The sequence below is a fragment of the Reichenbachiella faecimaris genome (assembly GCF_900176375.1).
Classification (GTDB): domain Bacteria; phylum Bacteroidota; class Bacteroidia; order Cytophagales; family Cyclobacteriaceae; genus Reichenbachiella; species Reichenbachiella faecimaris.
Genome location: NZ_FWYF01000005.1, coordinates 166,597 through 192,770, shown reverse-complemented (window position 1 = coordinate 192,770; position 26,174 = coordinate 166,597). Strand labels below are relative to the sequence as shown.

At 40.4% G+C, this 26,174-nt stretch carries 26 protein-coding genes and 1 tRNA gene; 17 read left to right on the top strand and 10 right to left on the bottom strand.

What is annotated here, in order from left to right; genetic code table 11:
• Positions 1-168: 168 nt before the first annotated feature.
• The gene (locus B9A58_RS19710; RefSeq protein WP_176214855.1) at positions 169-1,902 is read right to left on the bottom strand and encodes a DEAD/DEAH box helicase; all 1,734 of its coding nucleotides are present in this window, start codon (positions 1,900-1,902) and stop codon (positions 169-171) included.
• Positions 1,903-1,989: 87 nt separating this feature from the next.
• Positions 1,990-3,129, bottom strand: a complete 1,140-nt coding sequence (locus B9A58_RS19705) for a saccharopine dehydrogenase family protein (RefSeq protein WP_084374633.1) — start codon at positions 3,127-3,129, stop codon at positions 1,990-1,992.
• A 371-nt stretch (positions 3,130-3,500) separates the two neighbouring features.
• Between B9A58_RS19705 and B9A58_RS19700 the strand changes: the two genes are divergently transcribed.
• Positions 3,501-4,262 carry a ferritin-like domain-containing protein gene (locus B9A58_RS19700; protein ID WP_176214854.1) on the top strand — a complete coding sequence of 254 codons (762 nt, stop codon included), beginning with the start codon at positions 3,501-3,503 and terminating at the stop codon, positions 4,260-4,262.
• A 76-nt stretch (positions 4,263-4,338) separates the two neighbouring features.
• Here the strand turns inward: B9A58_RS19700 and B9A58_RS19695 are convergent, their stop codons facing one another.
• A complete protein-coding gene (locus tag B9A58_RS19695) occupies positions 4,339-4,530 on the bottom strand; it encodes a cold-shock protein (RefSeq protein ID WP_084374630.1) in 192 nt (63 codons plus the stop codon).
• 111 nt (positions 4,531-4,641) lie between these two features.
• Between B9A58_RS19695 and B9A58_RS19690 the strand changes: the two genes are divergently transcribed.
• Positions 4,642-5,226 (top strand): hypothetical protein, encoded by a 585-nt coding sequence (locus B9A58_RS19690; protein ID WP_084374627.1) that lies wholly within the window; start codon positions 4,642-4,644, stop codon positions 5,224-5,226.
• Between the two features lie 115 nt (positions 5,227-5,341).
• Here the strand turns inward: B9A58_RS19690 and B9A58_RS19685 are convergent, their stop codons facing one another.
• The gene (locus tag B9A58_RS19685) at positions 5,342-6,136 is read right to left on the bottom strand and encodes an alpha/beta fold hydrolase (RefSeq protein ID WP_084374625.1); all 795 of its coding nucleotides are present in this window, start codon (positions 6,134-6,136) and stop codon (positions 5,342-5,344) included.
• A gap of 219 nt (positions 6,137-6,355) precedes the next feature.
• On the opposite strand from B9A58_RS19685, the gene B9A58_RS19680 reads away from it, so the two are divergent.
• Positions 6,356-8,011, top strand: coding sequence for a M1 family metallopeptidase (locus B9A58_RS19680; RefSeq protein WP_084374623.1), 1,656 nt, complete (start codon positions 6,356-6,358; stop codon positions 8,009-8,011).
• A gap of 109 nt (positions 8,012-8,120) precedes the next feature.
• Here B9A58_RS19680 and B9A58_RS19675 read toward each other — a convergent pair whose 3' ends face one another.
• Positions 8,121-9,365 (bottom strand): glycosyltransferase family 2 protein, encoded by a 1,245-nt coding sequence (locus B9A58_RS19675; RefSeq protein WP_084374621.1) that lies wholly within the window; start codon positions 9,363-9,365, stop codon positions 8,121-8,123.
• A gap of 3 nt (positions 9,366-9,368) precedes the next feature.
• A complete protein-coding gene (pdxH, locus tag B9A58_RS19670; protein WP_084374618.1) occupies positions 9,369-10,016 on the bottom strand; it encodes a pyridoxamine 5'-phosphate oxidase in 648 nt (215 codons plus the stop codon).
• Positions 10,017-10,144: 128 nt separating this feature from the next.
• Here pdxH and miaE point away from each other — a divergent pair, with 128 nt between their 5' ends.
• The 8 genes from miaE to B9A58_RS19630 all read left to right on the top strand — a co-directional run bounded on the left by miaE (position 10,145) and on the right by B9A58_RS19630 (position 18,185).
• The gene (gene miaE / locus B9A58_RS19665) at positions 10,145-10,729 is read left to right on the top strand and encodes a MiaE family protein (protein ID WP_084374616.1); all 585 of its coding nucleotides are present in this window, start codon (positions 10,145-10,147) and stop codon (positions 10,727-10,729) included.
• A gap of 10 nt (positions 10,730-10,739) precedes the next feature.
• Positions 10,740-11,318, top strand: coding sequence for a YqgE/AlgH family protein (locus B9A58_RS19660; RefSeq protein WP_084374614.1), 579 nt, complete (start codon positions 10,740-10,742; stop codon positions 11,316-11,318).
• 43 nt (positions 11,319-11,361) lie between these two features.
• Positions 11,362-13,539: a DUF349 domain-containing protein gene (locus B9A58_RS19655; RefSeq protein ID WP_084374613.1), complete on the top strand. Its 2,178-nt coding sequence runs from the start codon at positions 11,362-11,364 to the stop codon at positions 13,537-13,539.
• 209 nt (positions 13,540-13,748) lie between these two features.
• A tRNA-Thr gene (locus B9A58_RS19650) sits at positions 13,749-13,822 on the top strand.
• A 59-nt stretch (positions 13,823-13,881) separates the two neighbouring features.
• Positions 13,882-16,047 (top strand): DNA helicase RecQ, encoded by a 2,166-nt coding sequence (recQ, locus tag B9A58_RS19645; protein WP_084374611.1) that lies wholly within the window; start codon positions 13,882-13,884, stop codon positions 16,045-16,047.
• Between the two features lie 93 nt (positions 16,048-16,140).
• Positions 16,141-16,743, top strand: coding sequence for a transcriptional regulator (locus B9A58_RS19640; RefSeq protein WP_084374815.1), 603 nt, complete (start codon positions 16,141-16,143; stop codon positions 16,741-16,743).
• Positions 16,740-17,462 carry a DUF3307 domain-containing protein gene (locus tag B9A58_RS19635; RefSeq protein WP_084374610.1) on the top strand — a complete coding sequence of 241 codons (723 nt, stop codon included), beginning with the start codon at positions 16,740-16,742 and terminating at the stop codon, positions 17,460-17,462. Before B9A58_RS19640 ends, B9A58_RS19635 begins: the two co-directional genes overlap by 4 nt.
• Before the next feature lie 63 nt (positions 17,463-17,525).
• Positions 17,526-18,185 (top strand): hypothetical protein, encoded by a 660-nt coding sequence (locus B9A58_RS19630; RefSeq protein WP_139793992.1) that lies wholly within the window; start codon positions 17,526-17,528, stop codon positions 18,183-18,185.
• Positions 18,186-18,274: 89 nt separating this feature from the next.
• Here B9A58_RS19630 and B9A58_RS19625 read toward each other — a convergent pair whose 3' ends face one another.
• The 3 genes from B9A58_RS19625 to B9A58_RS19615 all read right to left on the bottom strand — a co-directional run bounded on the left by B9A58_RS19625 (position 18,275) and on the right by B9A58_RS19615 (position 19,451).
• Complete coding sequence (locus B9A58_RS19625; protein WP_084374606.1) at positions 18,275-18,658, bottom strand: helix-turn-helix domain-containing protein; 384 nt, start codon at positions 18,656-18,658, stop codon at positions 18,275-18,277.
• Between the two features lie 3 nt (positions 18,659-18,661).
• Positions 18,662-18,853, bottom strand: a complete 192-nt coding sequence (locus B9A58_RS19620; protein ID WP_084374605.1) for a type II toxin-antitoxin system HicA family toxin — start codon at positions 18,851-18,853, stop codon at positions 18,662-18,664.
• A 361-nt stretch (positions 18,854-19,214) separates the two neighbouring features.
• Positions 19,215-19,451, bottom strand: coding sequence for a hypothetical protein (locus tag B9A58_RS19615; protein ID WP_084374603.1), 237 nt, complete (start codon positions 19,449-19,451; stop codon positions 19,215-19,217).
• A gap of 165 nt (positions 19,452-19,616) precedes the next feature.
• Here B9A58_RS19615 and B9A58_RS19610 point away from each other — a divergent pair, with 165 nt between their 5' ends.
• The 6 genes from B9A58_RS19610 (at position 19,617) to B9A58_RS19585 (ending at position 24,703) form a co-directional block, all read left to right on the top strand.
• Complete coding sequence (locus B9A58_RS19610; protein WP_084374602.1) at positions 19,617-20,150, top strand: DUF3347 domain-containing protein; 534 nt, start codon at positions 19,617-19,619, stop codon at positions 20,148-20,150.
• A gap of 306 nt (positions 20,151-20,456) precedes the next feature.
• Positions 20,457-21,194 (top strand): electron transfer flavoprotein subunit beta/FixA family protein, encoded by a 738-nt coding sequence (locus B9A58_RS19605; RefSeq protein WP_084374600.1) that lies wholly within the window; start codon positions 20,457-20,459, stop codon positions 21,192-21,194.
• A 25-nt stretch (positions 21,195-21,219) separates the two neighbouring features.
• Positions 21,220-22,176 carry an electron transfer flavoprotein subunit alpha/FixB family protein gene (locus B9A58_RS19600; protein WP_084374599.1) on the top strand — a complete coding sequence of 319 codons (957 nt, stop codon included), beginning with the start codon at positions 21,220-21,222 and terminating at the stop codon, positions 22,174-22,176.
• Positions 22,177-22,183: 7 nt separating this feature from the next.
• On the top strand, positions 22,184-22,783 hold the full coding sequence (locus B9A58_RS19595; RefSeq protein WP_084374597.1) for a bifunctional nuclease family protein: 600 nt from the start codon (positions 22,184-22,186) through the stop codon (positions 22,781-22,783).
• Between the two features lie 30 nt (positions 22,784-22,813).
• The gene (locus B9A58_RS19590; protein WP_084374596.1) at positions 22,814-23,479 is read left to right on the top strand and encodes a uracil-DNA glycosylase family protein; all 666 of its coding nucleotides are present in this window, start codon (positions 22,814-22,816) and stop codon (positions 23,477-23,479) included.
• Positions 23,480-23,581: 102 nt separating this feature from the next.
• Positions 23,582-24,703: a C1 family peptidase gene (locus B9A58_RS19585; protein WP_084374594.1), complete on the top strand. Its 1,122-nt coding sequence runs from the start codon at positions 23,582-23,584 to the stop codon at positions 24,701-24,703.
• 457 nt (positions 24,704-25,160) lie between these two features.
• Here B9A58_RS19585 and B9A58_RS19580 read toward each other — a convergent pair whose 3' ends face one another.
• Entirely contained in the window at positions 25,161-26,075 is a 915-nt protein-coding gene (locus B9A58_RS19580; RefSeq protein ID WP_084374592.1) for a glutaminase, read from the bottom strand.
• Positions 26,076-26,174 lie beyond the last annotated feature (99 nt).

Below are 26,174 nucleotides of genomic sequence, written 5' to 3'. Positions count from 1 at the left end.
ATAAAATAATACAGATGGACTTTAAATATACATGTTAAAACCCGTCCTATCAAACAGAAACTGAAATAAATATTGAAATATTTCAAGTCAATGTCCTAATTGTTCAATTAACGACTAATTAAACCGTTGCATGCAACAAGTTAGCAAATTCTGACCTGAATATTGGAGCTATCGTCTGCGACCACCACCTGATCTACCCTGTCGTCCACTACCTGACCTACCCGAACTGGAAGGCTTCCGGCCACTACGACGCTTTCTATCTTGGTAGCCTCTTTGACTTGATCGTCCAGATTTTGGTTCACTATCATCAATATTCACCCTGAGCTCTCGTCCTTCAAACTCAAAACCTTTGAATTTGCCCATCACGTCACTGGCGATATCTTTTACTACTTCGAAATAGGCTCTCTTCTGTTGAAGTTCTATTTTGCCTACCTGCTCCTTTTTAGCGCCTGATATGTCACATATCATGTGCAACAATTCAGCATTTGAGATGTCATCGATTTTACCAATATTGATGAAAAGCCGTTCATGAGAACCCGAACTACGTTCGCGATCCCTTCCCTCTTTGGATCGACTGTTTTCGGTTTGATTCAAGTCGCCACTATTAGAAATGCTTACTTTGGATAGCTCCAGTGCTAATAATTTGTCAACCAATTCCTCTTTGGATAAAGTGGCAAACATTTCTTGTGCCTGCTGTTTTAGATCAGCTGGCAATTCCTTCTTGATTTCGTAATCAGCAATCAACTTCAGTGAATTGTCCATACGAGAAGACATCACTTCATCAGCTGTAGGTATCAATTCCTTTTCAAATTTGATTTTGAGCCTTCTTTCGATTTCACCAATTCGACGAACTTCTCCTTTGCTCACCAAAGCAATAGAAATTCCTTTTTTGCCCGCTCTAGCTGTTCTACCACTTCTGTGCGTGTAGAATTCTAATTCGTCTGGCAATCTGTGATGAATCACATGGGTGACGTCATTGACATCAATACCACGAGCTGCCACGTCCGTAGCCACAAGCATTGATAACGTACCGTCCTTGAATTTTTTCATCACAGAATCTCGTTGTTTCTGTGTTAGATCACCATGTAAGGCTTCTGCTCTATAACCCGCTCTACTGATGTCATCCGCCAAGTTCTGCGTATCAATCTTGGTTCTACAAAACATAACACCATAAAAATTTGGATTCACATCCAATACTCTCTTGATGGCTTCAAGTTTGTCACTCATTTTCACCACTAAATATTGGTGAGAAATGTCCTTATTTACCTCTACCCCACTCTTTACCGAAACTTCTTTCGGATTGTTCATATAGGCATTAACAATACTTTTGATTGCCGATGGCATGGTAGCTGAAAACAACCAAGTTGTTTTTTCTGCTGGAGTGTCTGCCAATATCTTATTGAGCTCTTCTTTGAACCCCATGTTTAGCATCTCATCTGCCTCATCCAGCACCACATAATCAAGTGCCTTCATACTAATCACCTTTCGGTTAATCAAATCTACCAATCGACCAGGTGTAGCCACCACCACTTGTGGTTTCGCTTTCAAGGCCTTTATCTGATTGGTAATAGCTGCTCCTCCAAAAACAACCTCTACTTTAAGTTTGGGCTTGTTTTTAGAAAAATTCTTGAGTTGCTCTGCAATCTGCTGAGCCAATTCTCTTGTAGGTGCAAGTACAACTGCCTGACAAGTATTGGAATCTTCATTTACTGCTTGCAGCAATGGCAATCCAAAGGCCGCGGTCTTTCCAGTTCCCGTTTGTGCCAAACCAATAAAATCCTGCATAGATTCTAGTAAAATAGGAATGGCTTCTTGCTGAATCTGTGTGGGTTTAACAATGCCTAAATCGGTGAGCGCGTCTACCAAACGTGGTTCGAGCCCGAGTTCTGAAAAAGTATTCAATCTGAAAATCTTATGATAAGACGCAAAGGTAGGCAATAAATAGCCCTGCGCTATCAATTGCCTATAAGATTCTCACATTCAAGAAAATTATCCCAATATAGTCTCCTTTCGATAGACCACTCCTCGTTCACTCAAGTATTGTAAAACAAAATCGAAGCAGCCTTCATGATTACTCACCAACTCTGGTGGAAAGACTCCCTTTTCACTGAATCTATTTTCTAACAATAGATTCACTGCAGCTGTAGCTGTATAGCCTGTGGTTCTGGCCATAGACGAAGTTTGTGTTGCAGGATCATAGGCATCATGCAAGTGATAAATAATTGTTTCCTGATCACCTGACTCATTTTTACCAGACACAGTTATCCGCATCACTGTGATCTCCTCTTCAGTTTCCCCAAGTTTCCATTCGTCAAACAACACCTTGCAGGTAAAATCCAAAGGACTCACAGCAGTGCCTTTTATGTCAATTGGTTGCTCATCAAAAAAGCCACTCGACTTCAGGACTTGTATATACTCCACGTGTCCCGGATACCGCAAGGTCTTTTCAATCATATTGGGAATATGCCCCATGGTGAAAAGTAAAGAACGAAGACCATCAGAATTGAAAGACTCTAACGTGCCTACTCCCTCAAATTCTTCCTGCGCTACATCTGACAAAGCTGGCTTTGTTAGGATATGACTGTTCTCTACATATCTTGCTGGACGTGTGTATTCTTCTATGACGTCTATGGGTGAGAAGGGTGCTTTGTAGGCAAACGGCCACTTTTTCACCTTGGGCAATCCACCTACCAGGCATTCGAAGTTTTCGATTTTCATGGTCTCATTGTGATAACCCAACACGAGATTGCTCATACCAGGTGCCACTCCACAGTCTACAATAGCCGTTACACCCATGGCTTGCGCCAATTCTTTGAGTGCCAGTGCATCTTCGGGAAAGAAAGAGATATCTACTACATCCTTTTTAGTTTCAATGATCCATTTGAGCGTTTGATAACCCAGAAAACCAGGCACAGCACAGACTACCAAATCAAATGGTGAGAGCAGGTTTTTGAGTTCGTTTTCCTTGGTAACGTCCAGCTGAGTGACTTCGATCTTGAGTGCTTTGGTTTTAAGTTTGTCCAATGCTGATGGGTTGAAATCTGCAACAGTGACTTTATGGTTTTTAGCCAGGTCAATGGCCATGGCGCTTCCCACCATGCCACCACCTAATACGATGATATTATTCATTCTTTGATGTTTTTATTTAAAATAATAGGAATCGTCATGCTCTGGTGTATCCAGAGCATCCTTTCGATTAGCAACTGAGGCCTTGGCCTACAGATTCGCCGGACAAATCGGCGAATGACGGATATAAATAGCTACAACCCTGGAATGAGCACCCAGGGCATTTGATTAGAAGAAGGTATGGAGATGTATATTCTCATTTAACTTTCAGTGTGGCTAAACTAGTGATAAATATATTAAACTCCATTAAAGCAGATATTATCTAACAAGACTGCATAAAAGGAACGTCAAAGTTTGTTCTTAATTTTTGTTAACAAACCCATCTCAATGATTTTCATTCCGTTCGCAATTCCAAATCAACTCTTTAATTAATTATGATACATAGCTCAAAATTCTGGCGAAACCATTTCAAGCATAACCTCACCTTGAATCGAGTAGATTGGAGTCAAAACCCTACACTGAGTAGTCAAGAAAAAGACAAAATCATTTATTCGTTGAAAGCCTGGCAATTAGGTGAAACAAGTGATGGCAAACATTTACTGGCAGCGGCAAATAAATACTCAAAAAACATTAAGGACAAAGACTATCCTTACGCAGTGAAGCTCTTCATTAAGGAAGAGCAAAAACATGGTCGAAACTTGGGGAATTACATCGAGTTGATAGGAGAAAAGAAACTGAAAAAGGATTGGGGCGATACGCTATTTCGAAAAATAAGATATTTCAACACGAGCATGGAGCTTTGGACAATTTCAGTAATAATTGTTGAAAGCGCAGCTCAAATTTTTTACCAGGCACTTCATGACGCAACCAATTGCAAATTACTTAAATCCATTTGTAGAGATATACTTATTGATGAAGCCCACCATATTAAGTTTCAAAATGAAAGGTTACACCAAATTTTTGAAAAAAAGTCTTTTTACAGCAGGGCCTTTAGCATTGCAGGCTATAGTATACTGTTCTTTGGGACAATTCATGCCATTTGGCTGGGTCATGGAAGAGCCTTTAGGGCTGGAGGAGTAGATAAAAAGGAATTCATGCGCATGATGTATTACAAATTCTTTAATTCAATGAAGTTTAGTCACGCGATAAATAGAAATAGAATTCTTTCAAAACCTGCTGATTATCAACCAATATAGAATAGTGATTAACAAAAAATCCCGCCTGATTGTATCAGGACGGGACTCAATACCTTTAATAAAAATGAGATATAATTTAAGCTTGTTTTACGTCAACCGCATTCAAGCCTTTTTTACCTTCTTTTAAATCAAACGTCACCGCATCTCCCTCTTTCACTTGGTCTACTAAACCAGAAATGTGTAAGAAATACTCTTTTGAATCTTCATCGTCAACGACAAACCCATATCCTTTGGACTCGTTGAAGAACTTAATTTTACCTTGTTTCATTGTACTATATTAGAATAAATTATACTGTAAAGTATGTAGGTTCTATGATAATACAAAATATGACAAATTATTTTTATCTACATTTCCTGTAATTAAACAACGATTCTAATCATGAAAACTCTATCTCCACTTTCACTCCTTCTATTTCTTGCGCTCCCAGGTTTTGCTCAAGTTCCTTCAGCAGAAGATCAAATCGCAGCTGCAGTACAAGCTGGCCCAGAAGAACAAAGAGCAGAAGCCACAGTTCTTGGCTACAACATGGGCGGACAATTGGTTGAGCTTAGAAAAGGCACCAATCAATTGATATGTCTGGCTGACGATCCCAACAAAGCTGGTTTTAACGCTGCCTGCTATCATTCGAGCCTGGCAGACTTTATGGCCAGAGGAAGAGCTTTGAAGGCGGAAGGTAAGTCCAGACAAGAAATATCTGACATCCGCGAGGCTGAAGCCAAAGCTGGTACACTCCTAATGCCAAAGAAGCCAGCAACACTACATGTATTGTACGGAAAAGAAGCCGTCTACAATACAGAAACAGGCCTAGTCGAAAATGCCAATCTCAGATATGTGGTTTATACGCCATGGGCCACTCAGGAGACTAGTGGCTTACCTTTGAAACCCATGGTACCAGGTGGACCCTGGTTGATGTTTCCAGGGACACATGCCGCACATATTATGATTACGCCACCAGGGAAGTAGAGAACAATCGTCCTTTTTGGTCAATTTCTACACGTGGAGAAATCTAAACTTTTCTTCCTGTGGATAACAAGATTTCTCACATACGTTTGAAAGGACAAATATTTATGGTAAACGATCAATGCACACCATTCAAGAATACCTCTATGGCTTCAATGACTTGACGGGGCTCTTCTATGGTGGATGAATGACCCGCTCGTTTGATGACAGCTAGATGTGCTTGGGGAATTTTGAGTTTGATATTTCTAGCTTTCTCTAAAGTAGTGGCTACATCTTCATCTCCTGCTATTACTAATGTTGGCACTGAAACTTTTCCTAATTCCTTACTTACGGCGTCTCTTTGGATTACTCCAGTGACCGATTTAGTAATGGTCTTTTGATTGTTCAGAATCTCCCCTCTCCAATAGTTCACTTCGTCCTGACGATTGGGATCGTTCAAGAAAGTTTGACCAAACATAATCGGCATGACTTTGTTGATAACAGCCTTTACGCCAAACAATTTGACAATTGTATTGAGTACGTTATACTTAAACTTGTTGGGCTCTACTTCAGCAGAAGTCTCGATCAAAATAATGGATTTGAGCAGCTCACGATGACGAGCCGCCAATCGCATAGTCACAAATCCGCCCATTGAAAGTCCAACCATATGACAAGGCCCAAGGTTAAGTTCTTTGATCAGTCCAATCGCATCTGAGGTCAGACCCTCTATGTCATAGCCGTCCTCAGTCACCTCGCTCCTGCCTTGCCCTCTATGATCATAAATCACACAACGATAGCGCGCTTTAAAATAATCCACTTGTGCCTTGAACATCTTACCACTCATGAGCAGGCCATGACTGAAGACAATGGTCTCTGGACCTATTCCATAAATTTCGTAGTAAATTTCTGCACCATTGATTTTAATAGCTGGCATGTGATCTGGTTACTTTATAATGTTAGGCTTGATTTTATTAGATATAATTGAATCCAAAGTTATCAAAATTTACGAATGAGAAACGATGTTTTTTCAAACCAATTATCCATTCATTGTTCCACCTAAACAGAAAAAATGTTCATTGAAATCATTCATCATATATATGACTTTCCCCCAAACAATTCTATCTAGTTTTACTTTCGAAATAAGAATTACTTTATGAAACGAGCGGCTATCATTCTCTTCACCACGTTGTCATCATTCGTGATTTTACATTCTTCGAAAGAAGATATATCTCATGACCCTAAATACACAAGACTGGACAGCTTGAGAGGATCCATCACACCCGAACGTGAATGGTGGGATTTGACTTATTATCATTTAGATATTGGTGTAGACCCTGCAACTAAAACAATCTCTGGAACGAACAGAGTGGATTATAAAGTTTTGACTGAAAATCAAGTCATCCAAATTGACCTGCAAGAACCCATGGTGCTCAACAGTGCTACGCAAAACGGTCAAACCCTTGAATTCATCAAAGAAGGTCCAGCACACTTCATCACACTCAGAGATAGACAAAAGATTGGGAGTATTTATAGTCTGATGCTTTCCTATAGTGGTCAGCCATTAGAAGCCGAAAATGCCCCATGGGATGGTGGAATTACTTGGGTAAAAGATGACAATGGCAATGACTTTGTGGCTTCCTCCTGTCAGGGCATTGGCGCCAGCTTGTGGTGGCCCTGCAAAGATCACATGTACGACGAGGTGGACAGCATGCTCATGAGCATTACAGTTCCCAAACATCTGATAAATGTATCTAACGGCAGCTCTCGCGGAGTGGAAGACAACAAGGATGGAACCAAAACTTATCACTGGTTCGTGAACAATCCCATTAACAACTATGGAGTGAATATCAATATTGGTGATTATGTGTCTTTCAGTGAAAAATATGATGGCGAAAATGGCGAACTAGATATGGACTACTATGTACTTAGAGATAATCTCAAAAAAGCCAAAAAGCATTTTAAGCTAGCACCTAAAACATTGGAAGCCTTAGAGCACTGGTTCGGACCATACCCTTTCTATGAGGATGGTTATAAGCTCGTGGAAGCACCTTATTTAGGAATGGAACATCAAAGTTCTGTCACCTATGGTAATGGCTACCAGTATGGCTATCGTGGCACGGACTTGTCTGGCACAGGCTGGGGATTGAAATGGGATTATATCATCACTCATGAAACAGGACATGAATGGTTTGCCAACAATATCACCTATAAAGACATGGCAGATATGTGGATTCACGAAAGTTTTACCTGCTATTCTGAAGGATTGTATACTGAATATTTCTTTGGCAAAGAAGCTGGTGCAGCCTATATCAAAGGACAAAGAGCGGGTATTAAAAATATTAAACCCATCATTGGTGACTATGGTGTGAATTCAGATGATCATGGAAATGTGTATTCAAAAGGGAGTAATATTTTGCACACCTTGAGGCAAGCAATCAATGACGACGAAAAATGGAGAGGTATATTACGAGGGCTAAATAAAACCTTCTATCATCAAACGGTGACTACTCAACAAATTGAAAACTACATCAGTGAACAAGCGGGACGGGATTTTCAATTTGTATTTAATCAATACTTGAGAAATAGCAGTTTGCCAACTTTTGAATATGTAATCCGAGAAAATCAGATTGGTTATCGCTGGTCTGGTGTTGTTGAAGGCTTTGATCTGCCACTAAAAGTATTAATAGGCAAAGAAGAAAAATGGCTAGAACCCAAAACAGATTGGCAGTTCCTTGATGCGTCTGACGTTACCACAATCAAAGTGGATCCAAACTTTTATGTGACTGTTCTGGATGTGATGGGGTCTTAAATTATGTTTTGATAAACTAAACTTGGTATAATGGCATGCGGAATAAATGAGACGATAATACCATGGTGAAATAGCAGAACATTTCCTCCACTTAGTCCTAGCATCCTGTTTAAGACTCCCTTTGATTAACCCTTCTCAACTCCTCCAACTTCCTTCTCAAATGCCAGGACTTGGAATCTATTCCAAAGGTGGCGAACAACCAGTCCACCCCGTCAGCAATAGGCACGTTTGGATAAAACGTATCTCTTGCGAAATGAACAAATTTTAAGGCTTTGAAGCCATCAAACCATTGATAAAAGCGTTTTTGGAAGGTGGTTAACGAATTGGCTTGAGAATTAAATTCGTTGATTTGAGCGATGAATTCTTCTTGTAAAACAAACTGCTGGATGGATTGGGGAAAATTACTCCATTGGATTTCTGGCGCTGTCGTTTGATATAACTGATCTACTCCTGAAAAAAATACTTTGAGTTCCTCGAAGATCCGTGAATCGTAGCTCAGTAACTCAGATTTGGATTCATCCAGCCAAGTACCTATAGCGCGTCCTGTACCGAATGGCACGCGATCTGATCGTCGTGGGGACGGGATGACTTTGGTTGTGTTCAGTTCTTTGAAGTTTCCCAAAGGGATAATCTTATGCAAGAAGTAAAAGTCCTCTCCTGCTTTCCTGCGATTCATTCCGCCTTGTTTCTGATAAGCGGATGATCGCACGGCCATGCTTGAGCCAATAGTTTGGAAGGCATGGGGAAAACCAGCATATTTCAGTCCGTCGACATAGTAACGAAGATGCAGTTCGTAATTGAGTATGCCTTCATAGACCTCTGGTGTCAGATCACCTTCCAATGGATGCTCAAAATGGATGGAGCAGCCAGGGGCTTTGGGGTGATTGTTGAAAAGCTTTTCTACTTCCACCAATAGATTAGGCTCACATATACTGTCGGCATCAAAACATAGAATCACTCCATCCTTCTGCTGCACTTCAAACATTCGAACCGCTTCGTCCATTCCGATCTTACGCGCCAGCCCTACTCCTGCGTGTTTCTTAGGCAGTTCGTTTTGTAATATGAAATGATAGTTGTATTTCTTAGGGGATTTGGACAACCAGGTTTGGCAGTCTTTTAGCGTCTGTTGATTATGGGCTTTGATCTCTGTCAGGCTAACGGCTGAGGCATTGATCACCACCAATATGGATACTCGTCCATTTGGTGAATCACAAGTTTCAAGAGCGTTTAGCGAAGTTAGCAAATCTGGCTCATTGTGGCACGGCAGTACTACAATCACGTCTGGCTGACCATACTCAACAGGATTGACATAGGTCTGTTGATAAGCGTATCGTTCAAGGTAAATATTGGACAAAACTTAAGGTGCCAATCTTTTAGTCGCCCATTGACCATCCACCAAATCATACACAATTCGATCATGCAAGCGGCTGGGGCGCCCTTGCCAAAATTCTATTTTCACAGGTGTGAGTAAATAGCCTCCCCAAAAATCTGGGCGAGGAATGTTATTTTGGTTTTCAAACTTCTCCTGAATCTCTTCTACCCGATCATCCAAAAATTCACGATCTGGGATTTCCTGACTTTGGGGTGACGCCCAAGCACCTATTCGGCTACCAAGTGGTCTTTCGTTGAAATAGGCGTCAGATATTTCTGTAGGTACTTTAGAAATACTGCCTTTGATTCTGACCTGGCGCTCTTGCGATTTCCAATGAAAGGTCATTGAAGCATAAGGGTGTCTTTCGAGTTGCCTGGCTTTGTTGCTACTATAATTGGTATAGAAAGTAAAGCCATCCTCAGCATAGAATTTGAGCAAAACAATTCGTCCTTCCGGGATTTGGTCTTCACCTAAGGTGGATAGTGTCAGCACATTGGCTTCGTCACCATCAGACTTCATCGCAGCTTTAAACCACTCTTCAAATTGCATCATGGGGTCTGGGTGCACACTCTCCTTCGTCAAAGAGTCCTTTCCATAATCCTTTCTCATCCCGGGTAAAAATTCTTTCGCCATTCTTACAGTTAATATTTATCGTATGTGTTACAAATATGACTAAATGTTCGACTTTAGATGATAGATTTTAGACTTTAGATGTTAAACTTGAAACTTTCGACTTTAAACTTAATTCATTAACTTAAAATATGCAGCTACGAGTTCCCCTTTGCTACGACAGTTCACCCGAATGGGTTGAAACTGTGATGAACGATTTCGATTCTTTTTTGCAAGACCATGCCGACTGCGAACGCAAAGCCTCTTCTATGGCCATGAGCTTTGTTGCCAAATTTCCTGACCGTTTGGAGATTATCCCTGAACTCATTGATACAGCAGTGGAAGAACTGGAGCATTTTCGCTCAGTCTATCAAATTATGCAAGAAAAAGGCATCAAACTGAATCACGAAATCCGCGAAGACAAATACGTCAAGCAATTAATTCAGTCGTGTAGAAGTGGGCGTGAAGAAAGGTTTATGGATCGTTTGCTCCTGGCTTCCATTGTGGAAAACAGAGGAGCTGAGCGTTTTCGATTGGTATATGAAAATTTACCATCAGGTAAGCTCAAAGAATTTTATCAAGACCTATGGGCTTCTGAAGCCAAGCATGGCGAGGTGTTTGTGAAAATGGCCTTGATCTATTTTGACGAAGATGATGTATATAAAAGAGTAAAAGAAATGAACGAGATAGAGGGCAAAATTATGGAAGCCATGCCACTGTCTCCACGATTACATTAAAAATGAGCCTATGGATTACTTTCATTCAAAACAGAAATTCAACCCTGAAAAAGGAGATGTACTGATCTCCGAACCTTATCTGCCAGACCCGAATTTTGAACGTACCGTTGTGCTTATATGCGAGCACGACGAAAATGGGACTTTTGGCTATGTTTTGAATAAACCATCCAATGCGCTAGTTGAAGAGGTGGTTGAACAAATCTCAGATTTTAAAGAAAAGTTGTTCATTGGTGGGCCAGTGCAGCAAGACACGCTGCACTTTATCCATCGCGATCCTGAGTCTATGCCTACTGGCAAACCAGTGGGCGGCGGCATTTACTGGGGTGGCGACTATGATCAGCTGTTATCCATGATCGACCTCAAACAAATCAATCCTAGCAATTATAGATTTATACTTGGCTATTCTGGCTGGGCGGCTGGACAGTTGGAAGAAGAATTAGAAGCCAAATCCTGGATTGTCTGCAAAGGCATCTCTGCCAGTCGTGTTTTTGATGTGGACGAAAGCTTATTGTGGAAAGACATACTGGAGAGTCTGGGTGGAAAGTTCAAAATGTTTGCCAACTACCCTGCTGATCCCAATATGAACTAATGCCATAAAAATTACATAAATTGCATGGTAGAGAAAAAGAATTATGATTAACGAGAATGAAATGACTGGATCAACTGATGACAAATCAAAGAATCCGGGGGCTGTTCAGGAAAACCCTGAATTAACAAACGAGAATGACAATACTACGAATTCCACCTCCGATTCTACTGAAAGTGAAGTACCACAAGAAATAACTACTGAGACTGAGGGGCTACAAACAAATGAAGAGCCGTCAGAGGAAGTAGCAGTAGAGCAGGCACCAATTGCTGAGACGCCTCAAAAAGAACTACCCAAAGTGCAAGAGACTTCTCCTGTAGTAGAGACATCTGCGGAAGAAGCTCAAGAGGCCACCCCTGATAGTAAGGATACTACAGAAGCCACTCCTCAAAAAGAGGAATCAATAACTGAGGAAACCGCACCTACAGTGGAGGCTGATGCAGAGAAGTCTAGTGACAGTGAACCTAAGGACGCAAACAAGGATGAAGACGAAGAAGAGGTAGAAGAAGAAATTGACTATACTGCCTTTAGTAAGGAAGAGTTGACTACTGCACTGGCTGACTTGTCCAACCAAGAAGATGGGTTCAAAAAAGGCAAAAAGATTAGCCATATCAAAAAGGCATACGACGTTATCTTTCAAGGCGAAAGAAGTGAAGCATTAGAAAAATTTGAAGCTGAAGGTGGATCTAAGGATGACTTCCAATACAAACTGGACGAATTTTCTATCAAGTTTGAAGCCTACCATAAAATTCTCAGAGAGAAGAAATCAAAAAATGCCAAGGAGCAGGAAAAGCAAAAGGAGAAAAATCTTGAGCTAAAGAATGCTTTATTAGAAAGACTTAGAATTTTTGTTGATGATGATGAAAATACTTCCAGTATAAATGCTTTGAAAAAAATGCAGGAAGAATGGAAAGCCATTGGCCCTGTTCATCATCAGCACAACAGAACCCTTTGGGCCAATTACAATGCACTCATGGATCGTTATTACGATCATAGAAGTATTTACTTTGAGCTAAAGGAATTAGACAGAAAGAAAAACCTAGAAGCTAAGCTGGACTTGTGTAAACAAGCTGAAGCATTAGATGCCTTAGAAAATCTGAATGAAGCCATCAAAAGATTGAATGAGCTTCATGAAGAATATAAGCACATTGGCCCTATCCCAAAAGAAGTACAAGAAGAGACCTGGCAAAGATTTAAAGCTGCCTCCGATTTGGTCTATGCGAAGCGCAAGGACTACGTTTCTCACCTCAAAGAAGAATTAGGAGAAAACTATGAAAAGAAGATTAAAGTAGCGGAAAAAATCTCGGAATATGCCAAATTCACCTCTGACAACATTGGAGAATGGAATACCAAAACCAAAGAACTCTTAGCCATCCAAAAAGAATGGGAGGCCATTGGTGCCATGCCAAAGGATCAGGCGAAGGCCGTTAACAAAAAATTCTGGGGAGACTTCAAGTCCTTCTTCCACAACAAATCGGCCTTTTTCAAAACGCTCGATTCCCAGCGCGAAGAAAACCTAAAGAAAAAGCAAGAATTAGTTGACAAAGCCATCTCCTTGCAAGCCAATGAAGACTGGGAAGAAACGGCCAATACCTACAAAGCATTGCAGCGAGAATGGAAAGAAGTAGGCCCTGTACCTGGCAAAGAACGTGAGAAGATTTACAAAAAATTTAAAGCCGCTTGTGACGAATTTTTTAATAAAAAGCGCGGTCACAATAAAGAAATGGAATCTTCCTACGACGACAATCTGAAAAAGAAGGAAGATATCTGTTCGTCTTTGGAAGCACTGGCAGGAGCAGAAGATTTACATCCAGAACAAGTCTATGAATTGCAAGATGCCTTCAATGCCATCGGATTCGTACCTAAGAAAACGATCAAAGCCATACAAAACAGATATCAAGAGGCGTTGAACAAAATCATTGCACAAGCAAAAGATTTTGACGAGGAAGAACTTACAGAATTAAAATCTTTGGTAAGAATCAATAAAATCAAGTCTGGCCCTCATGGCGATCATAAGTTGCAACGCAAGGAGCATTCTATCAAAAGAAAAATTCAAACGCTAGAGAAGGATGTATCCACATGGAAAAACAATTTGAGCTTCTTTGCCAATTCAAAAACTGCCAATGAAATGCTAAAAGATTTTGAAGAGAAAATCAAAAAAGCAGAAGCAGAATTGGAGGAGCTTAAGGAGGAGTTAAAGCTGATTACCTATGCGGAACATTGATAATCAGTGTCTTAAAAAAAACTTTAAAATTAAATTATAGAGAAGCTTGCAGAAGAAAAATTCTACCTTACTTTTGCACACGCAAATGACCAAAAGGGTCAGCAAATTTTAGAAATTATTGCCTTCCATCGCTTAGTTGCGGTTCGACGATTCGACCAGAGCAACTGATTTGGAATCTCTTCTAAAGAAGAGTGGCCGCAAAATATTTTGCCTCCATAGCTCAGTTGGCCAGAGCAACTGACTTGTAATCAGTAGGTCGTTGGTTCGAATCCGACTGGGGGCTCTTAGTGAAGCAGCACTTGAAAAAGTTGCTGCTTTTTTTATGTTTTATTTTTTTTGAAAATGATGACAAACCCAACCTCCAACACCCCCTCCCCCTTTGCAGAAGCCTATTCCACGTTAAAAAACACCTTTGGCTACGACCAGTTCAGACTTCAGCAAGAGCAGGTCATATCTTCTGCTCTGGATGGTAAGGATGCCTTGGTGATCATGCCCACGGGAGGTGGAAAGTCCCTGTGTTTTCAAATTCCAGCACTTGTCCAAGGTGGTGCTTGTTTGGTCATCTCCCCACTGATCTCTTTGATGAAGGACCAAGTGGAGGCATTAAAACAAAATGGGGTTTCTGCCGCGTTTTTGAATAGCTCCATTACTGCTGTACAGCAGCAACAAGTGGAGGAAGATTTCATGGCAGGACAGATCAAACTGCTTTATGTCTCTCCTGAGAAACTTATGACACGTGACTTTTTCAATGTCATGAAAGCTAGCACCCTGAACTTGATTGCAGTGGATGAAGCTCACTGCATCTCTCAGTGGGGACATGACTTCAGACCAGAATATACCAAGCTGAAATTTCTCAAAGAGCAATTTCCCTCTACGCCTATTATGGCGCTGACTGCTACTGCAGACAAGGCCACGAGAAATGACATTTTGAGTCAACTGAATATAACTCAAGCCAAAACCTTTCTTTCCTCATTCGACCGTCCCAATCTCAGCTTGGCAGTAAGGCCAGCCCAAAAAAGAGTGGAAGCCATTATTGATTGGGTCAAAAATCAACCTGAGGAATCAGGTATCATCTATTGCTTATCCAGAAAAAGCACAGAAACTCTAGCCATAAAATTACAAAAACAGGGAATAGACGCTGATTTTTATCATGCGGGCATGGATCCTCAGGTTAAGGACAAGGTACAAGAAAGGTTCATCAGAGATGATTTAAAAATCGTTTGCGCCACGATCGCCTTTGGCATGGGTATAGACAAATCCAATGTCCGCTGGGTGATTCATCATAATCTGCCTAAAAATCTGGAAAGCTACTATCAGGAGATCGGCCGTGCTGGGCGCGATGGCCTAGCCTCCAAAACTTTGCTTTTCTATAGTTATAGTGATGTGATGCAACTCAAACAGTTCATTGAGACAGGAGAACAAAAAGAGCTGTTGGAAGCAAAACTTCAGCGCATGCAACAATTTGCTGAAGCTACTTCTTGCCGCCGCAAACTTCTACTCAGTTATTTTGGTGAGCAACTAGAAAAGGATTGTGGCAACTGTGACATCTGTCGCAATCCACCAGCATTTATGGATGGCCTCAAACTGGCCCAAATGGCACTATCAGCAGTAGCACGCACACAACAAAAAATTGGTACACGGATGCTCATAGATGTACTTCGTGGATCTGGGAGAAACGACCTGTTCCAGTTAGGCTATCAAAATATTAAAACCTATGGCGTAGGCAAAGATCATAGCTATGTGGATTGGCAACATTATATCGGACAGTTTCTTAACCTAGGTTTACTAGAAATAGCCTTTGATCAGCATAATGCATTAAGGATCACAGAACTAGGTAAAAAGGCGCTTTATAGCGAAATAGAAGTCAAAATCAGCAAACCCGAATCGCAGGAAGAAAGAAAACAAAGACTGACTCCTCCACAACCCACCAAAAAAGTGCAGCAGACCAATGCACTATTCGAACGTCTAAGAGTATTAAGAAAGCAAATAGCTGAATCGCAAGGTGTACCCGCATACGTCGTATTTAGTGACTCTACACTTCAAGAGTTGTCCATGCACAGACCTACCACAGATGATGAGCTGCTTAACATTTCTGGAATTGGTCAGCGCAAAGCTGATCAGTATGGCCGTGAATTCATTCATGAAATTGTGACTTTCATCAAAGAAAAAACAATGGAAGGAGAGAAAATAAAAGGTGCTACTCATCTAGTGACCTACGAGCTGCTGAAGGAGGGGCTAACCCCTGAAGAAATTGCTACCAAGCGTAATCTCAATAAGGTCACCATTTTTTCACATTTGGCCACACTCTATGAGCAAGGGCGAGATGTTGATCTGTCTCAATTCATTACTGATGAGAGTTTGAAAAAGATCATCACAGGCATCAGACAAATAGGACAAACCGAGCAACTCAAGCCACTGTTTGAGTTTTTCGAGGAGCAAATTCCATACGATCAACTCAGGCTCGCCATGGCTGTGTATAAAAGGCAAACAAAAATTGAAACGAAGTGATATTCATATTGGCAATGATATCAATATGAATGATTATTGGTAATAAAGCCAATATTTGCAATTATTGGCAATAAAGCCGATATTTACACAATCATGACAAGCATCATCACAGGCGATATTATCAATTCAAGACAAGTAGACAGCAAGATTTGGCTTCCCATACTCAAAGGTACGCTCAAGACATACGGCACCACCCCCAAAGTTTGGGAGATCTATCGCGGAGACAGTTTTCAGCTGGAGGTAGAACCAGCACACGCTCTAAAAGCTGTCATCCATCTCAAAGCGACCATCAAACAAATGTCATTATTGGATATTCGATTGGGAATTGGTATTGGCAATAAAGATCAGGCCACATCTAAAATTACCGAGGCTAACGGAGAAGCCTTTGTCAATTCTGGTCAGGCCTTCGACCAACTGAACAATAAAAGAACCATAGCGCTTGTTACTCCCTGGGCCAGCATCAATGAGCAAATGGAACTGGCACTGGATCTCGCACTGCTCACGATGAACAACTGGCCAGTAAATGCTTCTCAGTACATTCAGGCTTCCCTGGAACACATAGACTGGAAGCAGCAACAGTTAGCCAACCATCTCGGCAAAAGCCAGGGCACGATCAGTCAAAGCCTCAACCGCGCGGGGTTTGACGACATCATGCGACTCGAAAAAAGATACCGTGAATTAATAGCCAACCTATGATTACTCTGACACTACAACTTCTTTTGGCACACCTCATTGGAGACTTTCTGATCCAACCCGACCACTGGATCAAAGACAAAGAAGAGAAGAAACATAAATCAAAGTATCTGTGGGCTCATCTGCTTATTCATGCACTAGCTACTCTCCTGCTTTTACAATTTGACCTGAGTTATTGGAAGGGTGTGCTTGTTATTATGGTCTCTCACTTTATTATTGATCTGGTCAAAATCAATCTACAACATAGATTAAACAAACGGCTCCTCTTTTTTGCAGATCAATTGGCTCATCTCCTTGTGATCGCATGGGTAGTGTACTTATATGAACCCTACACCCTTGCCTTTTCAAATCTGATGGACAATCAAATACTATTGTTTGTCATAGCTCTACTCACCACAACTGTTGTCTCTTCTATTTTCATGAAAGTGATCATCACCAAGTGGGAACTGGAAGAAGACATCAACAGTGCTTCACTGGAGCACGCTGGCAAATACATTGGCATGCTAGAGCGTCTTTTTGTTTTTGGATTTATCGTCCTTGATCAATGGCAAGCCATTGGGTTTCTACTCGCAGCAAAATCCGTTTTCAGATTTGGTGATTTATCAAAAGCCAAAGACAGAAAGCTGACAGAATATATCCTGATTGGCACTTTGTTAAGTTTTGGTTTTGCCATCCTGTATGGATTAGGATACAGCCATTTCAAACAAGTCATTGATCATTAAATGACAAAGGCATTCTCTTACCTGAATTTGATTAGTTTAGCTATACAAAAAACCATTTTACCTATGCGTCAACCTTCTTTTTTTATTCTTCTACTATTCATACTTTCAGCCTGTGCTGCCACCCATCCTTTGATGCTGGATGCAGCCTGGGAAAACACCACCTACGAACCTCGGACTTATAAAAAAGTAGCTGTATTTGGGCTGACCAAAAATTTCAAAGAAAAAAAGGAATTTGAAAACGATGCTGTGAAATACCTCAAGAGCAAAGGAGTTCCTGCTGTAGCTGGTTACACCCTATACGAGCACGAGCCTGATGCTGACCAAGTCAATAGATCAGACATCAAACAAGAATTGTTTGCTCAAGGGTTTGATGGTGTACTGACAGCCTCTACGATAGAAAATATCTCTAAAGATGACGAAGACATTTCTGATAAAGAACTGGCCGACCACGCTGAAGGTTTGTACAAGTTTGGGCAATACTTTGAAGCCCGATATGATCATCTGCAAACTGACATTGATCACAGTCATCACAAGTACTCTGTACTGGAAGCCAACTTTTATTATCTGCAAGACTACAATGAATATGACGGCAGTGGCCTGGTCTGGATCTCTCACTTCAAATACGACCTCGAACTCAAAATCAAAGAAGCCATGGAAATCGACAATTACGCCCTCGTAGTAGTGAATGCCTTGTTTGAAGATCAGGTGATTTTGGAGAAGTAATAGTAAAATAGCTGGCGCGAAACTTAGTTTCGTGATAGGCTATGGAACTGCAAACACACGGAAGTAACTTCCGCGCTAGTAGAGGTAAACTATGAAGTGAAATTTAATTCAGCCAATTCTTTACCAATCTCCTGAACTCCAGTCAATATTTTATCTGTTTGTTTCCTAGAGACTTTCTTTTTTCCTTGAACATATTGTGAAAGCAATGTAGGATTCATACCGATTCTATCTGCTAAATATTTTGCATTCAAAACACGATAATATTTAAAAAATTGCTGAAGGTCAATAACGAGATCAATATCGTTTTCATTAATTACATCCTTAGAGTCATCAAAATTCAACTCTAAGGCTTCGACTAAATTCATAGCCAATTCAGTCATAGTTGACCCAGTTGAAAACACATTCAATCCATCAACATAAGCAGAAAATCCAGTGTCGGTTTTCTCAACATTAGCAGTAAACTTCTTTTTCATCTTTTACTTCTTCAATCCTGCAGCCTTTAGTATATTATTCATTGTTCCTGTCGCCATTTCTTTTGACCCATGATCTGGAAAAATAATTGAATAACCAAAGTCTTTGTGAATCATTTTTTTATGAGAACCTTTTTGAGATTTAACATACCATCCTGCCTTTTCTAACACCCTAAGGATTTCGCTACATTTTGCCATTTTATTAAATTTTAATCAACCAAAGGAATGGAACATTAAATTGTGTCAATTAAAATATTAAGCAAAAAGTGCTCAGAGTAGAATCACAGTAAATGTTCTGGAAAAGTTCCAATCCTAATATTTATTCCCAGCGATAGTTCAAAAAAGGTTCGAGTCTTTCTTGAATTATCTAAATTAAACCTAACACTTAGTCCTTTAAATGTTAGACATAGGCTTATGATTTATTTTATAGATTCAGAAAATTACAAAGCCAGCTCAAAGGTAAATTATTATTTACTTTTTAACAAGGCTTTTGTCAATAATTATTTACTCACCTGATAAAAAAAACTGAAACATTAAACTTATTGAAACATGCTATTTATCAAACCTTCCTCACCTTCTGCTGCTCCGTGCTGGCATCAATCATCTTGGCGTAGCTGACTTTTTTGCCAGAAGCTGATTCATAATAATAGTGCAAACCTTCTAGGGTAAGTCTACACTCTCCTAGATCATACCTGAGCGCTTCCACCTTGTCTCCTTCTGTCAGGAGTTCACCATTGATATCCAATAGCTGTGGGGCTTGCTTTTCTTTTTTCTTCTTTTTGAATAATCCAAACATGAAATCTCATAAGTAGTCCTCAGAGTTCCCTTTGAGTAACTCTGACTGGGACGCGTTATTGTCGTCCTTTCTTGCAACTCGCAAATTATTTATTTCTGATTATAAAATTGAATGGATATGATCTAATTTTAGCTTCACATTAAGACCATAACTAAATCAGCACAAATGAAATATTCTTATCTAATCATAGCAGGTCTATTTATATCTGCCTGCAACAGCAATCCTAAGTCTGCGCCAGAGGCCACTTCAGAACCAACTGAAGAAGCCATTGTCGAAACAGCTGACTCTATGGAAGGTGTCAAGTTCAAAAGCAAAGGCATCCAAACCATCTACAGTGCCTATGAGAAACTAAGAGATGCTTTGGTAGCCACAGACTACGAAACAGCCAAAACGTTTGCCAAAGACTTAAGTGAAGCTCTAAAAGCAGACGAAAGCACCTGGCAGCAAGCCAGCATGGCGGATGGCATCATGAATGCTGGAGAAATCGAAACTGCCCGTGCCGTGTTCTCAGAATTAAACAACTCCATGGAAAGTGTATTTGAAGGAGCTATAGAATCAGGTGAAATCAACAAATGCTTCTGTCCAATGGCTCTTGACAATGAAGGCGCTTCCTGGTTTAGCACCACCAAGGAAATCAAAAACCCGTACTTTGGCGATAAGATGCTGAAATGTGGTGTGGTGAAAAAGACGATAAAGTAATATTATTGAACGTCATGCCCCGGCGGCTTCCAGGGCCTCTGTTCGAAAGGTACAGACTGTATCCCATACAGTTTCCCCGAATAAATAGGGGAATGACGTTTTGTTTTTATCAATTCGACATTAACCTTCTGTAAATTCTCCCCTCCTTTTCAATTCCTCAATTAATATTTCGGGTCTACCGTGATCTTGAACCTGTTTTTGCTATATTCGTGGCTCGTTGAGCCTTGGATTTTAGTCAGCTAATAATTCGCAATTGGGTTCAAAATTTAATAGATTAAATAGCAACATTAATTAATAAATAAGCACATGAAGATTCTTGTTTGTATTACGCATGTTCCAGACACGACTTCCAAAATTGCCTTTACTGACGGCAATACCAAGTTTGATCAGACGGGTGTTCAATATATCATTGGCCCCTATGATGATTATGCTTTGGCTAGAGCCGTAGAGCTGAAGGAGCAATCTGGTGGAAGTATCACTGTATTGAACGTAGGAGAAGCCGAAACTGAACCCACTTTGAGAAAAGCACTAGCCATTGGCGCAGATGACGCCATACGAGTGAATGCATTCCCTAAGGATTCGTTTTTTGTGGCCAATCAAATAGCTAATGCAGCCAAAGAAGGCGGATATGACCTGATCTTGATGGGTAGAGAATCTATTGACTTTAATAGCGGCGTAGTACACAGTATGGTGGGCGAATTGCTAGGCATGCCTTCCCTTTCACCAGTGATGACTTTGGATATTGAGGGCAACAAAGCCAAAATGACCAGAGAGATTGAAGGCGGCAAAGAGTACTTAGAGGCTGACTTACCATTGGTATTGGGTTGTCAGGAGCCAATTGCTGAATGGAAAATTCCAAACATGAGAGGCATCATGACAGCAAGAACCAAACCTTTGAATGTAGTAGAACCTGCAGATGACACGGTGAGAACTCAACTGAGTACTTACGAAATGCCTCCTGCTAAAGGAGCAGTAAAAATGATTGATGCGGACAACGTATCTGAATTGGTTGATTTGTTGAAAAACGAAGCCAAAGTACTCTAATTATCAAGCCCAAAAAATTATAGAAATATCCATATTAGTATTCATAGAAATATCAGAAGGCGAGATCAAAAAATCGTCATTGGAAGCAGTAAGCTATGCAGCTGGCATAGGAGGTGATGTCACTGCCATTGCCTTTGGCGAAGCCAGCAATGAAGCGCTAGCATCTGCTGGAAAAGCTGGCGCAACCAAAGTACTGCATATAGCAGACGAGAAATACAAACAAGGAAATATTCAAGCGTACGCTTCAGCCTTGGCTGCAGCTGTAGAAAGCACAGGTGCTGAAACTGTGGTATTAGCCAAATCATCTTTAGGCGACCCTGTTTCTGCAAGATTGGCAATCAAGATAGGCGCTTCCTTAGCCACTAACGTGACTGAGTTGCCTGACACTTCGAACGGATTCACTGTAAAGAGAAGTATCTACACAGGTAAGGCTTTCGCCAATGTTGATCTGACAGAAGGCAAAAGAATCATAGGTATCAAAAAGAATGCAGCAATCATCAAAGAAGATGGAGGTGACGCAGCTGTAGAAGCATTTAGCGTAAGCGCAGACGATGCGGATTTCAAAGTAACGGTTACTTCTCAGGAGAAAGCGACTGGTGAGATTTTACTTCCAGAAGCTGATTTGGTAGTATCTGGAGGAAGAGGCTTGAAAGGACCTGAAAACTGGGGAATGATTGAGGATTTGGCCAAGGCACTTGGAGCCGCAACAGGATGTAGTAAGCCAGTATCTGACATGGATTGGAGACCCCATCATGAACACGTAGGACAAACTGGAATTAAAGTAGCCCCTACGCTTTATATTGCTGTAGGTATCTCTGGTGCCATTCAGCATTTGGCTGGGGTCAACTCTTCCAAATTTATCGTCGTCATCAACAAAGATCCGGAAGCACCTTTTTTCAAAGCGGCAGATTACGGGATCGTAGGCGACGCATTTGAAGTAGTTCCAAAATTAACAGAAGCTATCAAGGCACTAAACAATTAATAGACAGTTGGAGAAAATAAAACTAGACATTATAGGATTATCCTCCAGTCATGCACAGTCGGGCTCATTTGCGCTTGTGTTAGGCGAATCGGAAGGTGGTCGAAGGCTACCTATTATCATTGGCATGTTCGAGGCGCAAGCCATTGCCATAGAGATTGAGAAGATTACGCCTAACCGGCCTATGACTCATGATTTGTTCAAATCATTTGCTGGCCATTTCGAGATTGACATCAAAGAAATCATTATTTCCGACCTCAAGGAAGGTGTTTTCTTTGCCAAAATCGTATGTGTGGACAGCAATGGCAAAAAAGTGGAGATTGATGCACGTCCTTCAGATGCCATAGCTATTGGTATTCGATTCGATGCTGAAATCTACACCAACCCCGCCGTGATGGAAGAAGCTGGGATTGTGGTTACAGATGAGTTTGAAGAGGAACTGGATACGCTTTCATCGCCTGAAGAAGAATCAAAAGAAGAGTCTAAAAAGAGCAAAGGCATAAAAAAGCACTCGGTTGAAGAACTCAATCGTCTATTGGACAAAGCATTGGCAGAAGAAGATTATGAGAAGGCAGCTCAACTGCGTGATGAGTTGAATCGCAGAAATTAACTAGAGCAAAAAGTTTAAAATTGGCATTAAATGCTGGTATCAGATCGTATTCTAGAGTTTTATCAATCACTAACACCTCCTAGCAAACTTCCTAAAAAAGTAGAAACACTTAATCCCTATCAGTCTGATGCTGGCTGGGAGGCTACTGCACAATTCTACCAGAAGTATTACGCAGACAACAACTCGCGAAGAATGCTTTTTGGCATCAACCCTGGAAGGTTTGGTGGTGGTATCACAGGCGTTCCTTTTACAGACCCTTTGCTTCTAGAAGAAGTTTGTGAGATCAAGAACACTTTCAACAAAAGAGCAGAACTGAGTTCTAGGTTTATATATGAAATGATAGAAAACTATGGAGGGCCAAAGGCTTTTTATAGTAAATTCTACATTACTGGAATGTCGCCTTTGGGATTTGTCATGGATGGGAAGAATCTGAACTATTACGATCTAAAAGATTGGAAAAAGATCTTTGAGAAGGATATGATCAATTGGATCAAAGAACAATTAACGTTTAACATTGATACTTCAATTGCTTATAGTATTGGACAAGGCCAAAACCTGAAATTCCTGAAGCAATTAAATGACAAATATGATTTCTTCGAAGAAATTATCCCTGTACCTCACCCTCGTTGGGTCATGCAATATCGTCTCAAAAGAAAACAGGAATTTATAGACGAATATTTACTGAAGCTTAGCTAATATTTGCCGCTTATCAAACTCGCGTCAATTTCAGATTTGATCTTTCTTAAATTTTATATCTTCGAATTTGAAATAATCAGCAATTCATAAATTCACTCCAACATGAGAAAATTAGCTACTCTGGTCGCATTATTGACAACCCTGTCCTTACATGCACAGGACTCTTATCAATTTACTACCGTCATTGACTTAGAAGCCACTCCTATCATCAGCCAAGGCAGAACAGGTACATGCTGGAGTTTTTCGGCTTCGTCATTTATTGAATCTGAGATCATTCGTCTTACAGGTAAAATGATTAACCTCTCAGAAATGTACACGGTGCGCCAGACCTATATGGACAAAGCAGAAAATTACGTCATGCGTCAGGGGTTAGCCAACTTTAGCGAAGGTGGTTTGGCACATGATGTACTCAATTCCATCAAGGCCAATGGATTAGTACCTAACGAAGCCTATAATGGATTGGACGAAGGAAGCAATTATCACAATCACGCAGAAATGGTAGCTGTATTGGAGTCTATGGTCAAAACCTACGCAGACAATCCAGGTGAAAAATTGAGTAAGAAATGGAGGCCAGCTGTAAGTGCTGTTTTGGATGTATATCTAGGTAAAGCGCCAGAAACATTTGCTTACGAAGGAAAGACCTACACACCCCAGTCCTTTTTGAAAATGACACAAATCAACCCAGATGATTACGTCTCAATCACTTCATTTAATCACGCTGATTTTTATTCATCATTTATCCTGAATATCCCTGACAACTTTAGCAATGGCAGTTTTTACAACCTCCCACTTGATGAGTTTATCAGAACGCTAGACAACTCTTTGGAGAATGGCTACTCTGTGGAGTTCGACTGTGATGTGAGCGAACCTACTTTTTCAGCTAAACATGGATTGGCGATAATCCCAGAAGATGCTCAAAACAACAAAGTAGCTTTGGAGGGGCTATATCCTGAACTAGCTGTAAGCCAACAATTTCGTCAGGATGAGTTTGAAAATTTCACTACCACTGATGATCACCTGATGCACATTATGGGATTGGTTAATGATCAGAAGGGCAACAAATATTACAAAGTAAAAAACAGCTGGGGCAATAATTCAGATAGAATTGGCAATGATGGATTCATCAATATGAGTGAATCCTATATGAGATTGAAAACTATAAGCATCACAGTACATAAGGATGCTATCCCAAAAGACATTGCTAAAAAACTAGGATTGAAATAAGTCTATAAAATAATTCTTGGCGTTTTTGCATATTAAGTATTTAATAAAATTAGCAATTATAAATATAGTGCAATTGCTTATTGACATTATACCCAAACTTGTTATAGTACAATTTAAACCACTAAATTCTACAACACATTACGGACTGATTCTGAAAATTTATATTAGTATTATACAATTTAATATCATTTATCACAACCATTTCTTAGTATAATACAAATTAGGAATTTTACCTAATAAATTATTTAGGTAAATATACGAATTACTATTATGCAACTAATATCCCATATTTGTAACAGATACTTAAATAAGAACAGTCATGAACTTAGTCAGAAGATCAATTATTGTAGGTACACTCTTGATGAAAGCGATTCCACTAGCGTTGTACTTGATCCTAGTTTGAGCATAAGAAATTGAAGACCGCAAGGTCTTTTTTATTAGCTATAGAGAGAGATAGTCAGAATATTGACGACTCAGTTTTGGTCGTCAATAATTCGAGGCTATGAAAACCACGAACCGAATTGCCCTTCTCATTTAATTTAGGGCTCCAAACTGCCACTGCAAATTCTTCTGGATAGACAGCAGCTATCCCGCCCCCTACTCCACTCTTTCCTGCCAGCCCTACCTTGAACGCAAACTGACCTGATTCGTCGTAAAACCCGCAAGAAAGCATTAAAGCATTCAAACGTTTGACCTGACTGGTAGTTAAGCTAAAGCCAGCATGATTATAAGCTAGACCATTATCTCCAAAGTGCAGAAAAGCCTCTGCCAACTCTCTACAAGTCATTTCTATAGAACACTGCTTATAATAGAAATCCAAAATTTCATCTGCTTCATTTACGATATTACCCTTTGCCTTCATCATATGAACAAAAGCAGTGTTGAGATGGCCAGTTTCCTTTTCAGACTGCGCGACTACTGAATTGTATGATACATCATTTGATCCCGTCGAAGATCGAACAAATGCAAATAGGTCTGCTTCTGGATCTTTCAGTTCAGAAAGCAGAACATCAACCACTACGAGGGCTCCAGCATTCACAAAAGGGTTTCTTGGAATACCATTTTCGTATTCCAGTTGAACAATGGAGTTGAATGGATTTCCTGATGGCTCCACACCTACACGTTTCCAAAGCTTTTCGCCCAACAGAGAAAAGGCCATAGCCAAACTAAAAACTTTAGAGATACTTTGAATGGAAAACTTCACCTCACTATCTCCTACAGCATAATGTTCGTTCCTTACAGTTGTAAGATGCATACCAAAACGATCAGGGCTAACCTTAGCCAATTCAGGAATGTAGTTGGCCACTGTACCATCGTCAGGCAAAGCATTAATTTCTACCTCTATTTCTTGAAGTATTTTCTGATAATCCATAGTCAAAATTGTCAGGATTAATTGACTCCATGAAATTACAGCATGGTTTTTTTGCCATTATATTATAAGATTTCATTCATTACTGACCATTAGGAATAT